At 69.6% G+C, this 12,884-nt stretch carries 17 protein-coding genes; 8 read left to right on the top strand and 9 right to left on the bottom strand.

Annotation, left to right across the window (positions count from 1 at the left end; translation table 11 throughout):
• Nucleotides 1-76: 76 nt before the first annotated feature.
• Nucleotides 77-1,114 carry a TetR/AcrR family transcriptional regulator C-terminal domain-containing protein gene (locus tag AB0B64_RS58715; RefSeq protein ID WP_358205393.1) on the top strand — a complete coding sequence of 346 codons (1,038 nt, stop codon included), beginning with the start codon at nucleotides 77-79 and terminating at the stop codon, nucleotides 1,112-1,114.
• Between the two features lie 49 nt (nucleotides 1,115-1,163).
• Here AB0B64_RS58715 and AB0B64_RS58710 read toward each other — a convergent pair whose 3' ends face one another.
• A complete protein-coding gene (locus tag AB0B64_RS58710) occupies nucleotides 1,164-1,898 on the bottom strand; it encodes an alanyl-tRNA editing protein (protein ID WP_357958081.1) in 735 nt (244 codons plus the stop codon).
• Between the two features lie 195 nt (nucleotides 1,899-2,093).
• Between AB0B64_RS58710 and AB0B64_RS58705 the strand changes: the two genes are divergently transcribed.
• The gene (locus AB0B64_RS58705; protein WP_358205467.1) at nucleotides 2,094-2,663 is read left to right on the top strand and encodes an SGNH/GDSL hydrolase family protein; all 570 of its coding nucleotides are present in this window, start codon (nucleotides 2,094-2,096) and stop codon (nucleotides 2,661-2,663) included.
• Here AB0B64_RS58705 and AB0B64_RS58700 read toward each other — a convergent pair.
• From AB0B64_RS58700 to AB0B64_RS58680, 5 genes are all read right to left on the bottom strand, one after another.
• Nucleotides 2,648-3,016, bottom strand: coding sequence for a DUF2516 family protein (locus AB0B64_RS58700; protein WP_357958080.1), 369 nt, complete (start codon nucleotides 3,014-3,016; stop codon nucleotides 2,648-2,650). The two genes, AB0B64_RS58705 and AB0B64_RS58700, sit on opposite strands and share 16 nt — an antisense overlap.
• Nucleotides 3,017-3,134: 118 nt before the next feature.
• Nucleotides 3,135-3,551, bottom strand: a complete 417-nt coding sequence (locus AB0B64_RS58695) for a hypothetical protein (RefSeq protein WP_357958078.1) — start codon at nucleotides 3,549-3,551, stop codon at nucleotides 3,135-3,137.
• Nucleotides 3,552-3,554: 3 nt separating this feature from the next.
• Nucleotides 3,555-4,046 (bottom strand): helix-turn-helix domain-containing protein, encoded by a 492-nt coding sequence (locus AB0B64_RS58690; RefSeq protein ID WP_358205386.1) that lies wholly within the window; start codon nucleotides 4,044-4,046, stop codon nucleotides 3,555-3,557.
• A gap of 59 nt (nucleotides 4,047-4,105) precedes the next feature.
• Nucleotides 4,106-5,011 carry a M56 family metallopeptidase gene (locus tag AB0B64_RS58685; RefSeq protein WP_357958074.1) on the bottom strand — a complete coding sequence of 302 codons (906 nt, stop codon included), beginning with the start codon at nucleotides 5,009-5,011 and terminating at the stop codon, nucleotides 4,106-4,108.
• Nucleotides 5,008-5,370: a BlaI/MecI/CopY family transcriptional regulator gene (locus AB0B64_RS58680; RefSeq protein ID WP_225294249.1), complete on the bottom strand. Its 363-nt coding sequence runs from the start codon at nucleotides 5,368-5,370 to the stop codon at nucleotides 5,008-5,010. Before AB0B64_RS58680 ends, AB0B64_RS58685 begins: the two co-directional genes overlap by 4 nt.
• Nucleotides 5,371-5,424: 54 nt before the next feature.
• Between AB0B64_RS58680 and AB0B64_RS58675 the strand changes: the two genes are divergently transcribed.
• The gene (locus AB0B64_RS58675; protein ID WP_357958072.1) at nucleotides 5,425-5,928 is read left to right on the top strand and encodes an O-acetyl-ADP-ribose deacetylase; all 504 of its coding nucleotides are present in this window, start codon (nucleotides 5,425-5,427) and stop codon (nucleotides 5,926-5,928) included.
• A gap of 15 nt (nucleotides 5,929-5,943) precedes the next feature.
• On the opposite strand, the gene AB0B64_RS58670 is transcribed toward AB0B64_RS58675, so the two are convergent.
• Both AB0B64_RS58670 and AB0B64_RS58665 read right to left on the bottom strand, forming a co-directional pair.
• Nucleotides 5,944-6,735: a class I SAM-dependent methyltransferase gene (locus AB0B64_RS58670; protein WP_358205378.1), complete on the bottom strand. Its 792-nt coding sequence runs from the start codon at nucleotides 6,733-6,735 to the stop codon at nucleotides 5,944-5,946.
• Nucleotides 6,728-7,471 (bottom strand): SDR family NAD(P)-dependent oxidoreductase, encoded by a 744-nt coding sequence (locus AB0B64_RS58665; RefSeq protein ID WP_358205373.1) that lies wholly within the window; start codon nucleotides 7,469-7,471, stop codon nucleotides 6,728-6,730. Before AB0B64_RS58665 ends, AB0B64_RS58670 begins: the two co-directional genes overlap by 8 nt.
• Nucleotides 7,472-7,604: 133 nt before the next feature.
• On the opposite strand from AB0B64_RS58665, the gene mshA reads away from it, so the two are divergent.
• From mshA to AB0B64_RS58650, 3 genes are all read left to right on the top strand, one after another.
• Nucleotides 7,605-8,843 (top strand): D-inositol-3-phosphate glycosyltransferase, encoded by a 1,239-nt coding sequence (gene mshA / locus AB0B64_RS58660; RefSeq protein ID WP_357958294.1) that lies wholly within the window; start codon nucleotides 7,605-7,607, stop codon nucleotides 8,841-8,843.
• Nucleotides 8,844-8,869: 26 nt separating this feature from the next.
• Entirely contained in the window at nucleotides 8,870-9,358 is a 489-nt protein-coding gene (locus tag AB0B64_RS58655) for a YbjN domain-containing protein (protein WP_357958065.1), read from the top strand.
• A 75-nt stretch (nucleotides 9,359-9,433) separates the two neighbouring features.
• Nucleotides 9,434-10,177 carry a phosphoglyceromutase gene (locus tag AB0B64_RS58650; RefSeq protein WP_357958063.1) on the top strand — a complete coding sequence of 248 codons (744 nt, stop codon included), beginning with the start codon at nucleotides 9,434-9,436 and terminating at the stop codon, nucleotides 10,175-10,177.
• Between the two features lie 47 nt (nucleotides 10,178-10,224).
• Here the strand turns inward: AB0B64_RS58650 and phoU are convergent, their stop codons facing one another.
• Entirely contained in the window at nucleotides 10,225-10,875 is a 651-nt protein-coding gene (gene phoU, locus AB0B64_RS58645) for a phosphate signaling complex protein PhoU (RefSeq protein ID WP_357958061.1), read from the bottom strand.
• 123 nt (nucleotides 10,876-10,998) lie between these two features.
• Between phoU and AB0B64_RS58640 the strand changes: the two genes are divergently transcribed.
• Entirely contained in the window at nucleotides 10,999-12,177 is a 1,179-nt protein-coding gene (locus AB0B64_RS58640; RefSeq protein WP_357958059.1) for an ATP-binding protein, read from the top strand.
• Nucleotides 12,174-12,866, top strand: coding sequence for a response regulator transcription factor (locus tag AB0B64_RS58635; protein ID WP_225294233.1), 693 nt, complete (start codon nucleotides 12,174-12,176; stop codon nucleotides 12,864-12,866). The genes AB0B64_RS58640 and AB0B64_RS58635 overlap by 4 nt, the downstream gene beginning before the upstream one ends.
• Nucleotides 12,867-12,884 lie beyond the last annotated feature (18 nt).

Raw genomic sequence — 12,884 nt, 5'->3', positions numbered from 1 at the left:
ATGTACGGCGTACAGACAGGCTTTGCAACAGGGATTCTGCTAATCTCTGTACTAGTACAGGGGTGGAGGGGGCCGGGTGGTTGGGGAAGCGGTGCCGCCGTACGTGCGGATCGTCGACGACATCAAGCGCCGGATAGCGGACGGCGAGTTGCGGGTCGGGGAGCGGGTGCCCTCCACCAGGCAGCTGGCGCGAGACTGGGACGTGGCTCTGGCCACGGCCGCCAAGGCGCTGGCCCGGCTCGCGCAGGAAGGCGTGGTCGTGGCCGAGTCGCGCGTCGGCACGGTCGTCGCCGGACCCTCGGCCCGGTCACCACGTCGGCCGCACGGCGACCCCCATGACCCCAGTCGAGAGCCGACGCGAGGCCCCGCCCCTGATGCGGTCTCCCGCGATCCGGGTCTCGATCTGGGCCGTGACCCGGGCCGTGACTCCGCGCGTGATCTGACGCGGGAGCGTGTCGTGCGGACCGCCGTCGAGATCGCCGACGCCGAAGGGCTGTCCGCGCTGTCCATGCGCGGCGTCGCGGGTCGGCTCGGCGTGGCCACGATGTCGCTCTACCGCCATGTGGGTAGCAAGGACGACCTGGTCGAGCTGATGATCGACCAGGTGTTCGGCGAATACCCGCTCCCCGCCGAGCCGCCGCCCGGCTGGCGGGCCCGGCTGGAGGTGGCGGCCCGCGTGCAGTGGGCGGCCTACCGGCGGCACCCGTGGCTCACCCGGATCACCTCGCTGAGCCGGCCGCTGCCGTCACCCAGCCTGCTCAAGCACGCCGAATGGGCGCTGGCGGCGGTCGACGGCTACGGCCTCGACCCGGAGAGCATGATGCACGTGCACATCCTGATGTACAGCTACGTCGAGGGGATCGCCGCCAACTTCGAGCTGGAGTCTCAGGCGCAGGCCGAGACCGGCCTCACGGACGACGAATGGATGCGGGCCCAGGACGCGCGGCTGACGGCCGTCGTCACCTCGGGCGCCTATCCCACGTTCGTCGATGTCATCCGCCGGATGGGGGGCGACTTCGACTTCGATCTCGACCGGCTCTTCGAGTTCGGTCTGCGATCGCTGCTCGACGGCCTGGCCGGGATCATCGAAGGCGCGGGCCGAGCCAGGTCGTGATCAGCCCGCGAGCGCGATGCGGAGACGCTGGTCCTGCGGCGCGGAGACGTCAGTCCGAGATCGCGATGCGGAGGCGGCGGAAGCCGCGGCCCTTGCTCTCGATCTTGGCGACCTTGATGCGCCCGATCTGCTTCGTCGAGGCGACATGCGTGCCCCCGTCGGCCTGGGTGTCCAGCCCGACGATGTCGACGATCCTGACGTCCTCCACATGCTCCGGCACCAGGTTGGTCGCCGTCCGGATGATGTCCGGGATGTCGAACGCCTCCTTGCGCGGCAGCACCCGTACGTCGATCCGCCGGTCCGCGACGATCTCGGCGTTGCACGCGTCCTCGACCGCCTCCTTGAAGCCCGGCGGCAGCTCCGGCAGGTTGAAGTCCATCCGCGCGCTCAGCTCGTCCATGTTGCCGCCCGTCACCAGCGAGCCGTAGTCGCGGAAGACGACGCCGCACAGGACGTGCAACCCCGAGTGGGTACGCATCAGGGCGGAACGCCGCGCGTCGGCCACCGCCCCCTGAACGACCGTGCCCACCGGCGGGACCGGATCGCCCTCTGCCGGAATCAGGTGCAGATCATCGCCTTTGCGCACTCCGACGATCCGAGTTTCCACCCCCTGCCAAAGCAGAACTCCGTGATCCGCCGGCTGGCCGCCTCCGCCCGGATAGAATGCCGACTTGCTCAGCACGATTCCGTCGGGTGTGGAGTCAAGGACGACGGCCTCGAAGTCGCGCAGGTCCTGATCCGACAATTCGAGCCGTTCTGTCCGCCCGTGGAGGTCATGAGTCATGTCGGCAGCTTAATCCCCGAGGTGGTTATGCGCGGCCTGCTGGATCGAGCCCTGATCGCACCGGCTGTCGCGATATTGGGGATTTGTTGTGCGATATCGGGATGTGGTGGTGGGGCTGGTGAACCTTGGCCGAGCCCGGCGCAGCTTCATTCTGAGTCGCCTCTGCCGCGGAGCGGGCCGGCCGCACCCGTCGTGATGTTCGTCGGCGACAGCTTCACGGTCGGCTCCGGCCCGGTGCCGCTCTGGCGGACCTACGCCGCCGAGTCGGCCCGCCTGCTCGGCTGGCAGCCGGTCATCGCGGGCGCGGGTGGCACCGGCTATCTCAACCAGGGCCGCGTCGGGCGTACGTTCCAGGAGTCGTTCGAGGCCGAGCTGGCCTGGCGCCCAGCCCCCGACACGCTGATCATCTCAGGCGGCCACAACGACAGCCCCTGGTCGCCGACGAGCGTACGGCGAGCGGCGGCGAGCCTCATCTCCGAGGCGCGGACCCGCTGGCCGAGAACCCGGATCCTCATGATCGGCCCTATCTGGCTGCACGACACCCCACGCAAGGCCTATCGGCTGCGTGACGCGCTGTCGGGCCTGGCCCAGCAGGAAGCAATCCCCTTCCTGGACCCGCTCGCCGAGCAACGGATCACCGGCACACCGCACGGTCAGCTGCTCCCCGACGGCATCCATCCGACCGCCGAGGGCCACTTCCACCTGGCCCAATGGCTGGCCGACGCCATCGGCCGCCTACCAGGGAAGGATCACCAAGGTCCGTAGGGGCCGTTGTTGCCACCGCGCCCGCCCATGCCCTTGACGGCGGGCTTGACGTCGACGACGTAGACCGTCGCCGCGATGACGGCGATGATCGAGAAGAACCCCAGCCCGATCCCGAGGAACTCGCTGCCCCCAAGGAACATGAAGGCCTGGAAGTAGGACCACGCGCCCGCGGCGGAGAACAGCGTGGCCAGGATCAGGATGATCAGCCAGAGGTTTTTCTGCAGCTTGCCGGCCGACACGAACGCGTTGGCCGGCACCCGCGCCGCGTGCACCAGCGCATAGACCGACATGCCGAAGATGCCGGCCGCGAGCAGCAGGAAGAGAAGATTCAAGCCGCCGTTGACAATTTCCATGTGAGTCCCGCCCAACCCTCGCGATGAAACGGCCCCAGCCTAGTAGGCGCCCCCGACAAACGGGCACCCCCGAAGCGGAAAGCCCACCTCCGTGCGGAGGTGGGCTTTCGGCGTGGTGTCAGGCCTTGGGCGTGGTGGCCTTGGTGGTGCGGGGCTTCTTGACGGGGGTGGCGACGGCCGGCTCGGCGGCCTCCGACACCTCCTCCAGCTCCAGCGCGGCCTCTCCGGTCGTCTTGCTGACGACCTTGCGCCCGCGGGTGGCGAAGTCCTCGTAGACCTCGGTGGCCAGCACGGTCAGCTGGTCGGCGTAGGTGCGCGCCTTCTCGGGGAACTCCCTGGCGAAGCCCTCGGCCTTGTCGGCGTAGGTGCGGGCCTTCACGGGCAGGTCCTTGGCGATCTCAGCGCGCCGGGACTGCAGCTTCAGCAGCTGCTCGGGCAGCTCCCGCAGCTTCTCCACCGCGTAGTCGCCCGCACCCGCCACGGCGTAGAAAGGCTTGGAGTCGGTGAGCTTCTTGACCTCAGTGGCCAGCGTCATGGGTTAACCTTCCTTGGTTTCCTGGTTGGCGGTGCCATTGCCGGTGGACGCCGCGAAAGGCTCAAGCGCGGCGAGATATTCCTCAGGCAGCGGCTCGTCGTCCGATTCGGAGTCGTGCCGGAGATGAGCGTTCTGGGAGGTCTGCTCGTCTTCGGCGCGCTTCTCCTTGCGAAACGACTCGTAGATATCGATGAGCACCTGGCGTTGCCGCCCGCTCAGGTTCGCGTCGGCGCGAATCGCGGTGATGACATCACTCGGCGGCTCGCGATCCTCGATCAGGCCCGCCTGCACATAGAGCGCTTGCGATGAAATGTGCAGACCCTTGGCGATCTGGTTGAGGATCTCCGCGCTCGGCTTCCGCAGACCGCGCTCGATCTGGCTGAGGTAGGGGTTGGACACCCCTGCGGCCGCCGCGAGCTGGCGCAGCGAGATCTTCGCCTGCTGCCGCTGCTCGCGGATGTATTCGCCGATCGAGCCGACCTTCGGTAGTGCCATGCCTCTAGTCTGCCCCAGGGTGCTTGCAATTGCAAACGCAAAGCTAGCGCCAGCAAGCGTTAAAACTGGATGGTCCAGAGGAACGGGGTGGCGGTGACCAAAGTGACGGACAGGGCGAGGATGCTGAAGCGCATCGTGGTGGGCAGCGCGGGACCCGGCTTGATCAGGCGATCCACCCGGGCCATGACGTTCTGGGCGCGTACGCCGAGCATGCCCTGCGGGGTCGGCATGGCGCCGGCCGTACCGAACCTGAGCAGGGCGGTGGCCAGCCTGCGCGGCGAGCAGTAGCGGCGCGCGCGGTCGTCGGCGGCCATCTCGATGAGCAGCTCGACCTGCGCCTGCGCCTCGCAGACCACCTTGGACCAGGGCAGGGCCCGGCGCAGGGCGGCGAACGGCAGCAGCACCAGGTCGTGCCGCTCCCGTACGTGCGCGGCCTCGTGCGCGAGCACGGCCGTGAGCTCGTCGTGCGAGAGCAGCTTGAGCGCCCCCTCGCTGACCACCACCTGCGAGCGCAGCCCCGGCACGCAGTAGGCCGCCGCGCTCGGATGGTCGAGCACCCGCACGCCGGGCACGCCCGGGTCGTCGCGGGCGATCAGCGCGAGCAGCACGCGGTGCCGCCTGCGCGCCTGCAGCGCCTGCACGCCGGCGGTGATCAGCACCACGATGAGGACGGTCAGTGAGGTCAGCCCGGCGATCATCGCCGTCATGTGCAGCGGATCCCAGGTCCCGCGCGGCCGCTCGCCGCTCAGGAAGGCCGCCATGCCCGGCAGGATGCCCAGCCCGGAGGGCTGCACGGCGTACGCCAGCATGGCGCCGGTCGTGGCCAGGCCCCAGGCCACGCCCAGGGACTGCCAGAGGATGATGGCGATCCGAGGGGCACGAGACGTCCAGCGGGCAGTCGTGAGACGCCAGGAGCCGAGCCCGCACGCGAGGGCGAGCGCTGCCAGCGTCGCTGCCGTGGTCACTCTTCCTCCAGCTCCAGCTCCGTGAGAGCCCTGCGCAGGATCTCCGCCTCAGAGCCGGACACGGCCTGGGCGAAGCGGGTGAGGGCGGCCGAGCGGTCGCCCGTCAGGTCCAGAGCTTCCAGCATAAGCTCAGCGATGTACGCGTCGCGGCTCGCCGCCTGCTCGTAGCGCCAGGCGCGGCCGTCTCGGGTCCGCTGGAGGAACCCCTTGCGGGTCAGACGGTCGAGGACGGTCATGACGGTGGTCGGGGCCAGATCGCGGTCGGCTATGAGCCTGCCGACCTCACGGGCCGTCAGCGGGCTGCTCCCCGCCCAGATGATGTCCATGATGCTGCGTTCGAGCTCGCCAAGACCCTTCACACTCTTCAGCGTAGTACTACACAGCGTCGAGCAGCCATCCGGGATGCTGGTGAGATGGACGTCACGCTCGTACAGGGGGACATCACCGCGCAGACGGTTGACGCGATCGTCAACGCCGCCAACTCGTCGCTGATGGGCGGGGGCGGGGTCGACGGCGCGATCCACCGGCGGGGTGGGCCGGAGATTCTCGCCGAATGCCGGGCGTTGCGGGCGTCCCACTACGGCAAGGGACTGCCGGCCGGGCAGGCCGTGGCCACGACCGCCGGACGGCTCGACGCCCGCTGGGTGATCCACACCGTCGGGCCGGTCTATTCGCGGACCGATGACCGCTCCAAAGTCCTGGCCTCGTGTTATCGCGAGTCGCTCCGGGTGGCCGACTCACTGGGGGCCCGATCGGTGGCCTTTCCCGCGATCTCGACCGGCATCTATGGGTGGCCACTGGACGACGGCGCCCGCATCGCGCTGCGCACTGTGCGGGAGGTTTCCACAGCTGTGGACGAAGTGCGGTTCGTCCTGTTCGACGCGGTCGCTTACGCGGCCTTCTCCGCCGCTCTTTAGTCAGCCGCTCTTTAGTCACAGGGGCGCCACGGAGTCCCAGGGGAGGGTCAGTTCGCCGAGGCGCCATCTGGCCGTGCCGCCGAGCGGTGGATGCCGGTGGATGGGCCAGGAGTTCGCCAGCATGTCCACGGCGGCCAGCCAGCGTTGCCGGCGGCCGTGGGCGCCGTACGGGGCGGTTCTCGCCCAGGCCCGGTCGAAGTCGCTCAGGAACGCATGGATGCGCTCACCGGGGACGTTGCGGTGGATGAGGGTCTTCGGCAGGCGGTCGGCCAGGTCCGAAGGGCGGTCGAAGGCGTCGAACCTGGCCGAGAGGGTGAGCGTGCGCGGGCCGTCCCGATCCAGACCGGCCCAGATCGCCCGGTGGCCGCTCTCCGAGCAGGTGCCCTCCACCAGGACGCCGCCGGGGGCCAACCGGCCGCGCAGCGCCTCCCAGTAGCGCCAGGCGTCGGCCTCGCCGTACTGCCTGAGGACGTTGAAGGCCCGGATCAGCAGCGGGGGACGCGAGACCGGCAGTTCGAAGCCGCCCAGGGTGAAGCTCAGCCCGGCACGCTCGTACGGCTTGGCCAGGGCGACCCGCGCGGGGTCGATCTCGATGCCCACCACCTCGATGTCCGGTCTGATCCGCCGCAGGCGGGTGAACAGCTCCAGCGTGGTGGTGTGGGAGGCGCCGTAGCCGAGGTCCACGGCCAGCGGCCGGACGGCGCCGCGCAGCAGACGGCCGTGGGCGGCGGCGATCCACCGGTCGGCGCGCCGCAGCCGGTTGTGCCCGGTCGTGCCCCTGGTGATCGAACCGACCGGCCTAGCCACCGACGCGGTGCACCCGGTGCTGGGCGGCCTGGGCGCGCGGGCGCATGACCAGGCGGTCGATGTTCACGTGCGCGGGCCTGGTGACGCACCACACGATCGCGTCGGCCACGTCGTCGGAGCTCAGCGGATCCGGCACGCCCTGGTAGACGCGGGCGGCCGCCGTCTCGTCGCCGCGGAAGCGGGTCACCGCGAAGCCCTCGCTCTGGACCATGCCCGGCGCGATCTCCACGACGCGTACGGGCTGCCCGACCAGCTCCAGCCTGAGCGTCTCGGCCATCGACCGCTGCGCCTGCTTGGCGGCCACGTAGCCGCCCCCGCCCTCGTACGCCACCAGCCCCGCGGTCGAGGTGAGCATCACCAGCACCCCGTCGCCCGACTCGACGAGCATGGGCACCAGGGCCTGCGTCATCCGCAAGGATCCGAGGACGTTGGTGTCGTACATCCGCTGCCAGTCGTCGAGCCGCCCCTCGGCCACCGGCTCCATGCCGAGTGCGCCACCGGCGTTGTTGACCAGCACGTCGCACCGGTCGAGCGAGGCCGCCAGCGCGTCCACCGACTCCTGAGAGGTCACGTCCAGGGACACGGGGCGGATCCCGGGCACCTCGGCGGCCAGCTTGTCCAGCCGGTCCCGACGTCGCGCGCCCGCCACCACGTCGTAGCCCTCGGCGGCCAGCCGCCGCGCCGTCGCCTCACCGATCCCGCTGCTCGCGCCCGTCACCACAGCTGTCTTCTTCATGGCACACATCTTGCCAGCACTGCCCATGACACCCCGCTTGTCGGGAATGTCGGGATGTTCTGCATAGTTGTACTGCGTTTGGAGGTGGTGTCGGGTGAGGCGACGACGGGTCAACCGGGTCGCGACCATCAGCATGCACACGTCTCCCCTGGAACAGCCCGGCACGGGCGACGCCGGCGGGATGAACGTGTACATCGTCGAATCGGCGAAGCGGCTGGCCGAGTCCGGCGTCGAGGTGGAGATCTTCACCCGGGCCACTGGACGTGACCTGCCACCGGTAGCCGACCTCGCCCCCGGTGTCATGGTCCGCCACCTGACCGCCGGACCGTACGAGGAGCTGACCAGGGCCGACCTGCCCGGCCAGCTCTGCGCGTTCCTGTCCGGCGTGCTGCGGACCGAGGCGATGTACGACCCCGGCCGCTATGACGTGATCCACTCGCACTACTGGCTGTCCGGCCAGGTCGGCTGGCTGGCCAAGGAGCGCTGGGGCGTGCCCCTGGTGCACACCATGCACACCATGGCCAAGGTGAAGAACCTGCTGCTGGCCCAGAACGACCAGCCCGAGCCGCAGGCCCGCGTGGTGGGTGAGCAGCAGGTCGTGGAGATCGCCGACCGGCTCGTGGCCAACACCGCCGACGAGGCGAACGAGCTCATGGAGCTGTACGGGGCGCAGGAGGAACGCGTCGCGGTGGTGAACCCGGGTGTCAACCTCACGGTCTTCCAGCCCGCTTCACAGGGGGCCTCCCGGCGCCGTCTCGGGCTGCCGCAGAACGCCCACGTCCTGCTGTTCGTGGGCCGGATCCAGCCGCTGAAGGCGCCCGACGTGCTGCTGCGCGCCGCCTCGCGGATGCTCATCGACGACCCTTCGCTGCGTGACCGCCTGGTCGTCGCGTGCGTGGGCGGCCCGTCGGGCAACGGCCTGGCCAGGCCGTCCCTCCTCGCCGAGCTCGCCGCCGAGCTGGGCATCTCCGACGTCGTCCGGCTCGTGCCGCCCGCGCCGCAGCACGAGCTGGCCGACTGGTACCGCGCGGCCGACGTGACCGTAGTGCCGTCCTACAGCGAGTCGTTCGGCCTGGTCGCCCTGGAGTCACAGGCGTGCGGCACCCCCGTCGCCGCGGCCGCCGTGGGCGGGCTGCGTACGGCCGTACAGGATGGCGTGTCGGGTGTGCTCGTGGACGGCCACGACTCGCACGAGTGGGCACGCGCGCTGCGCCGCTTCGTCACCGCGCCGGCCTGGCGCGACGGCCTGTCGATCGGCGCCCGTGAGCACGCGGCGGCGTTCGGCTGGCAGGCCACGTCGTCGCGGCTGATGGAGGTCTACGCGGACGCCGTCGCCGACCTGCACCGGCTCCCGGTCGCCGTCATCTCATAGGCTGCCTGTTCCGTAGGCTGTACGACATGCGCGAAGTCGTAGAAACCGCGCTCAAGGCCGCAGACGTCTCCTTTGACGAGCCGCGGCCGGGGGCGTTCCTGGTGAAGCTGCCCGGGCAGCACAAACTCGCCACGATGACGTGGTTGATCATCGGCGATCAGGCGCTGCACGTCGAGGCGTTCTTCTGCCGCCAGCCCGACGAGAACCACACCGAGTTCTACAAATGGCTGCTCGCCAAGAACGGCGGCATGTACGGCGTCCACTTCTCCGTCGACAGCGTCGGCGACGTCTACCTCGTCGGCCGGGTGCCGCTCACGGCGATCACGGAAGAGGAGATCGACCGGCTGCTCGGCTGCGTGCTGACCTATTCGGACGACTGGTTCGACCGGGCTCTGGAGCTCGGCTTCGCCTCGTCGATCAGGCGTGAGTGGGCCTGGCGCGCCAAACGGGGTGAGTCGCTGGCCAACCTCCAGGCGTTCGCCCGCTTCGCTGATCCGGCGCGGACCGACACCTGACCGGTCCGGCGCGGACCGAGGGCTTCCCGGGTCCGGCGCGGACCGGCGGCTGACGCCCGCCATAGGATTGCCCGCATGGCGACTTTGGTGCTGCTACGGCACGGCGAGAGTGACTGGAACGCGAAAGGCCTGTTCACCGGATGGGTGGACGTGAGCCTCTCGGCCAAGGGCGAGGACGAGGCCCGCCGGGGCGGCAGGCTCCTGGTGGAGGCCGGGGTCCGCCCCGATGTGGTGCACACCAGCCTGCTCACCAGGGCCATCCAGACGGCCCAGCTCTCCCTCGGCGAGGCCGACCTGCTCTGGCTGCCCGTCAAGCGCTCGTGGCGGCTCAACGAGCGCCATTACGGCGCCCTCCAGGGCAAGAACAAGGCGCAGACCCGTGAGGAGTTCGGCGACGAGCAGTTCATGCTCTGGCGGCGCTCCTTCGACGTCCCGCCGCCCCCGATCGCCGACGGCGACGAATACTCCCAGGCGGGCGACCCGCGCTACGCCCTGCTGCCGCCCGAGCTCATGCCGCGCACCGAGTGCCTCAAGGACGTCGTCGACCGCATGCTGCCCTACTGGTACGACGAGATCGTCCCGGATCTCGCGGCCGGGCGCACCGTGCTGGTGGCGGCGCACGGCAACTCGCTGCGGGCGCTGGTCAAGCACCTCGACGGCATCCCCGACGAGGAGATCGCCGGGCTCAACATCCCCACGGGCATTCCGCTGCGCTACGAGCTGGACGCCGAGTTCAAGCCGCTCCAGCGCGGCGGCGAATACCTCGACCCGGAGGCCGCGAAGGCGGCGATCGAGGCGGTCGCCAACCAGGGCCGCTGAACGCCGACGGCGGGGCGCACCGTGCGCCCCGCCGTCATCGGCTCAGGTCAGCTCGGTGTCGGGCGGGAGCCCGTCACCAGGTAGACGACGTCACCGGCCACATTGACCGCGTGGTCGGCGTAGCGCTCGTAGTAGCGGCCGATCAGCGTGATGTCGATCGCCGGCTCCACGCCGTGCGGCCAGTCCTTGGCCAGGATGTTCCTGAACAGCCGCCGGTGCAGCTTGTCCATGGCGTCGTCGTCGGCCTCCAGCTCCAGCGCCGACTCCACGTCGTGCGAGGCGATGCAGCCGCCCGCCTTCGTGACCAGGGTCTCGGCGATCTGGCCCATCTGCACGATCGTGGGCCGTACCTCCGCCGGGATGGCCGTCTCGGGGTGGCGCAGCCGCGCGACCTTGGCCACGTGCACCGCCAGGTCGCCCATGCGCTCCAGGTCCGTGCCCATCCGCAGGGCCGTGATGACCATCCGAAGGTCCACGGCCACCGGCTGCTGCCTGGCCATCAGCTCGAAGATGGACGCCTCGAGCTGCTCGAACGTCGCGTTCACCTCCGCGTCTCTGGAGATCACGCTCTCCGCGAGCTGGAGGTCGGAGTCGAGCAGGGCCGTGGTGGCACTGGAAATGGCCGAGCGGACCAGTCTGGTCATCTCGACCAGCTTGTCAGTCAGGGAATCGAGTTCTTCATGGTACGCGTCGCGCATGCCGTCACCGTACGTCGCTCTTGATGAACGAACTCCTACCGCGAGATGAACTTTCCCGGAAAGAGCCGTTCATCCCCAGGTGGAAGGGCTGTCACTTGAAGAAGGCCACCTACCATCGAAAGCATGAGTGAGATGGCCATGAGCTTGACGGCCCTGGCGGGGTTCGTCGTGGGAGCGCTGGCGGTCCTGTTCTACCGCAACCAGATCGAGTCCTCGCACAGGGCCGCGACGGCCGGCGACCAGGAGACCGGCGCCTTGCCGCAGGGTGTCGCCTCGGTGCTGGCCGTGCTTCCCTCGTCCGCCGTCGTGCTCGACGCGCACGACCGCGTGCTGCGGGCCAGCTCGGCCGCCCGCGCGTTCGGGCTGGTCAAGGGCGATCGGCTGATGGCCGCCGAGCTTCTCGCCCTGGCCAGGCAGGTACGCCGGGACGGCGAGATCCGCGAGAGCGAGATCGACGTCGCGGGGCACAAGTTCGGCCAGGAGATCACGAACTTCGCGGTCCGGGTGGCCCCGCTCGGCTCGCACGGCCAGGTGCTGGTGCTCGCCGAGGACCAGACCGAGCGGCGCAGGGTCGAGGCCGTCCGCCGCGACTTCGTGGCGAACGTCAGCCACGAGCTCAAGACCCCCGTCGGCGCGCTGAGCCTGCTCGCCGAGACCATCCAGGACGCCGCGGACGATCCCGAGGCCGTCACCAGGTTCGCCGGGCGCATGCAGCACGAGGCCGCCCGGCTCAACTACCTCGTGCAGGACCTGATCACGTTGAGCCGGATCCAGGGCGCCGAGCCCATCCCCACCCCCGGCCAGGTCTCGATCGACGAATCCATCCACGACGCCATAGACCACTGCAACACCAGAGCCATCGCCAAGGACATCACGCTCGTCACCGGCGGCACGGAGGGCCTGCGCATCTGGGGGGACGACGAACTGCTCGTCACCGCCCTGCGCAACCTCATCGACAACGCCGTCGCCTACAGCCCCGAACACACCCGGGTCGTCGTCAGCGTCAGACCGGCCGGCGACTCCGTCGAGATCAGCGTCAGCGACCAGGGCATCGGCATTCCAGAAGAGTCGCTGGAGCGCATCTTCGAACGCTTCTTCCGCGTCGACGCGGCCAGGTCCCGGGCGACCGGCGGCACCGGCCTCGGCCTCGCGATCGTCAAGCACGTCGCCGCGGCGCACGCCGGCGAGGTCTCCGTCTGGAGCAAGGAAGGCTCCGGCTCCACATTCACGCTGCGGCTGCCCGCATTCGGCGGCACCGCGGTGGTCGTACCACCCCCGAACACCCTGGAGGCCGCAAAATGACCCGAGTTCTCGTGGTCGAGGATGAAGAGTCATTCTCCGACGCCTTGTCGTACATGCTCCGCAAAGAAGGCTTCGAGGTCTCCGTCGCGGCGACCGGGCCGGAGGCGCTCGACACGTTCGACCGGAGCGGCGCCGACCTGGTGCTGCTCGACCTGATGCTGCCCGGACTGCCGGGCACCGAGGTATGCCGCTCGCTGCGGCAGCGCTCCAAGGTGCCGGTCATCATGCTGACCGCCAAGGACAGCGAGATCGACAAGGTCGTGGGCCTGGAGCTGGGCGCCGACGACTACGTCACCAAGCCGTTCTCCTCGCGCGAGCTCGTCGCCCGCATCCGCGCCGTGCTGCGCCGCCAAGGCGACGCGGTGGAGGAGCTGGAGTCCGCGGTGCTGGCGGTGGGTCCCGTGCGCATGGACGTCGACAGGCACGTGGTGGCCGTACGCGGTGACCAGGTGCAGCTGCCGCTGAAGGAGTTCGAGCTCCTGGAGGTGCTGCTGCGCAACGCCGGGCGGGTGCTCACCCGGGGGCAGCTCATCGACCGGGTGTGGGGCGCCGACTACGTGGGAGACACCAAGACGCTCGACGTTCACGTGAAGCGGCTGCGCGCCAAGATCGAATCAGACCCGTCCAACCCGCGCTGCATTCTGACCGTGCGCGGGCTGGGCTACAAGTTCGACGCGCTGGAGAGCTGACAGAGTTAAGCCCCGGTT

Origin of the sequence: Nonomuraea sp. NPDC049129 (assembly GCF_040648495.1) — a bacterium.
In the GTDB taxonomy this organism is placed as follows: Bacteria; Actinomycetota; Actinomycetes; order Streptosporangiales; family Streptosporangiaceae; genus Nonomuraea.
The sequence above is the reverse complement of the archived record's forward strand: the minus strand, read 5'-3'. Positions and strand labels throughout refer to the sequence as shown.

Excerpts from the sequence above, each read along its gene's own strand:
- AB0B64_RS58710 (WP_357958081.1), bottom strand. The coding sequence starts at position 1,898 with ATGACTCATGACCTCCACGGGCGGACAGAACGGCTCGAATTGTCGGAT.
- AB0B64_RS58705 (WP_358205467.1), top strand. The coding sequence starts at position 2,094 with ATGTTCGTCGGCGACAGCTTCACGGTCGGCTCCGGCCCGGTGCCGCTC.
- AB0B64_RS58700 (WP_357958080.1), bottom strand. The coding sequence starts at position 3,016 with ATGGAAATTGTCAACGGCGGCTTGAATCTTCTCTTCCTGCTGCTCGCG.
- AB0B64_RS58695 (WP_357958078.1), bottom strand. The coding sequence starts at position 3,551 with ATGACGCTGGCCACTGAGGTCAAGAAGCTCACCGACTCCAAGCCTTTC.
- AB0B64_RS58690 (WP_358205386.1), bottom strand. The coding sequence starts at position 4,046 with ATGGCACTACCGAAGGTCGGCTCGATCGGCGAATACATCCGCGAGCAG.
- AB0B64_RS58675 (WP_357958072.1), top strand. The coding sequence starts at position 5,425 with ATGGACGTCACGCTCGTACAGGGGGACATCACCGCGCAGACGGTTGAC.
- AB0B64_RS58665 (WP_358205373.1), bottom strand. The coding sequence starts at position 7,471 with ATGAAGAAGACAGCTGTGGTGACGGGCGCGAGCAGCGGGATCGGTGAG.
- mshA (WP_357958294.1), top strand. The coding sequence starts at position 7,605 with ATGCACACGTCTCCCCTGGAACAGCCCGGCACGGGCGACGCCGGCGGG.
- AB0B64_RS58655 (WP_357958065.1), top strand. The coding sequence starts at position 8,870 with ATGCGCGAAGTCGTAGAAACCGCGCTCAAGGCCGCAGACGTCTCCTTT.
- AB0B64_RS58650 (WP_357958063.1), top strand. The coding sequence starts at position 9,434 with ATGGCGACTTTGGTGCTGCTACGGCACGGCGAGAGTGACTGGAACGCG.
- phoU (WP_357958061.1), bottom strand. The coding sequence starts at position 10,875 with ATGCGCGACGCGTACCATGAAGAACTCGATTCCCTGACTGACAAGCTG.
- AB0B64_RS58640 (WP_357958059.1), top strand. The coding sequence starts at position 10,999 with ATGAGTGAGATGGCCATGAGCTTGACGGCCCTGGCGGGGTTCGTCGTG.
- AB0B64_RS58635 (WP_225294233.1), top strand. The coding sequence starts at position 12,174 with ATGACCCGAGTTCTCGTGGTCGAGGATGAAGAGTCATTCTCCGACGCC.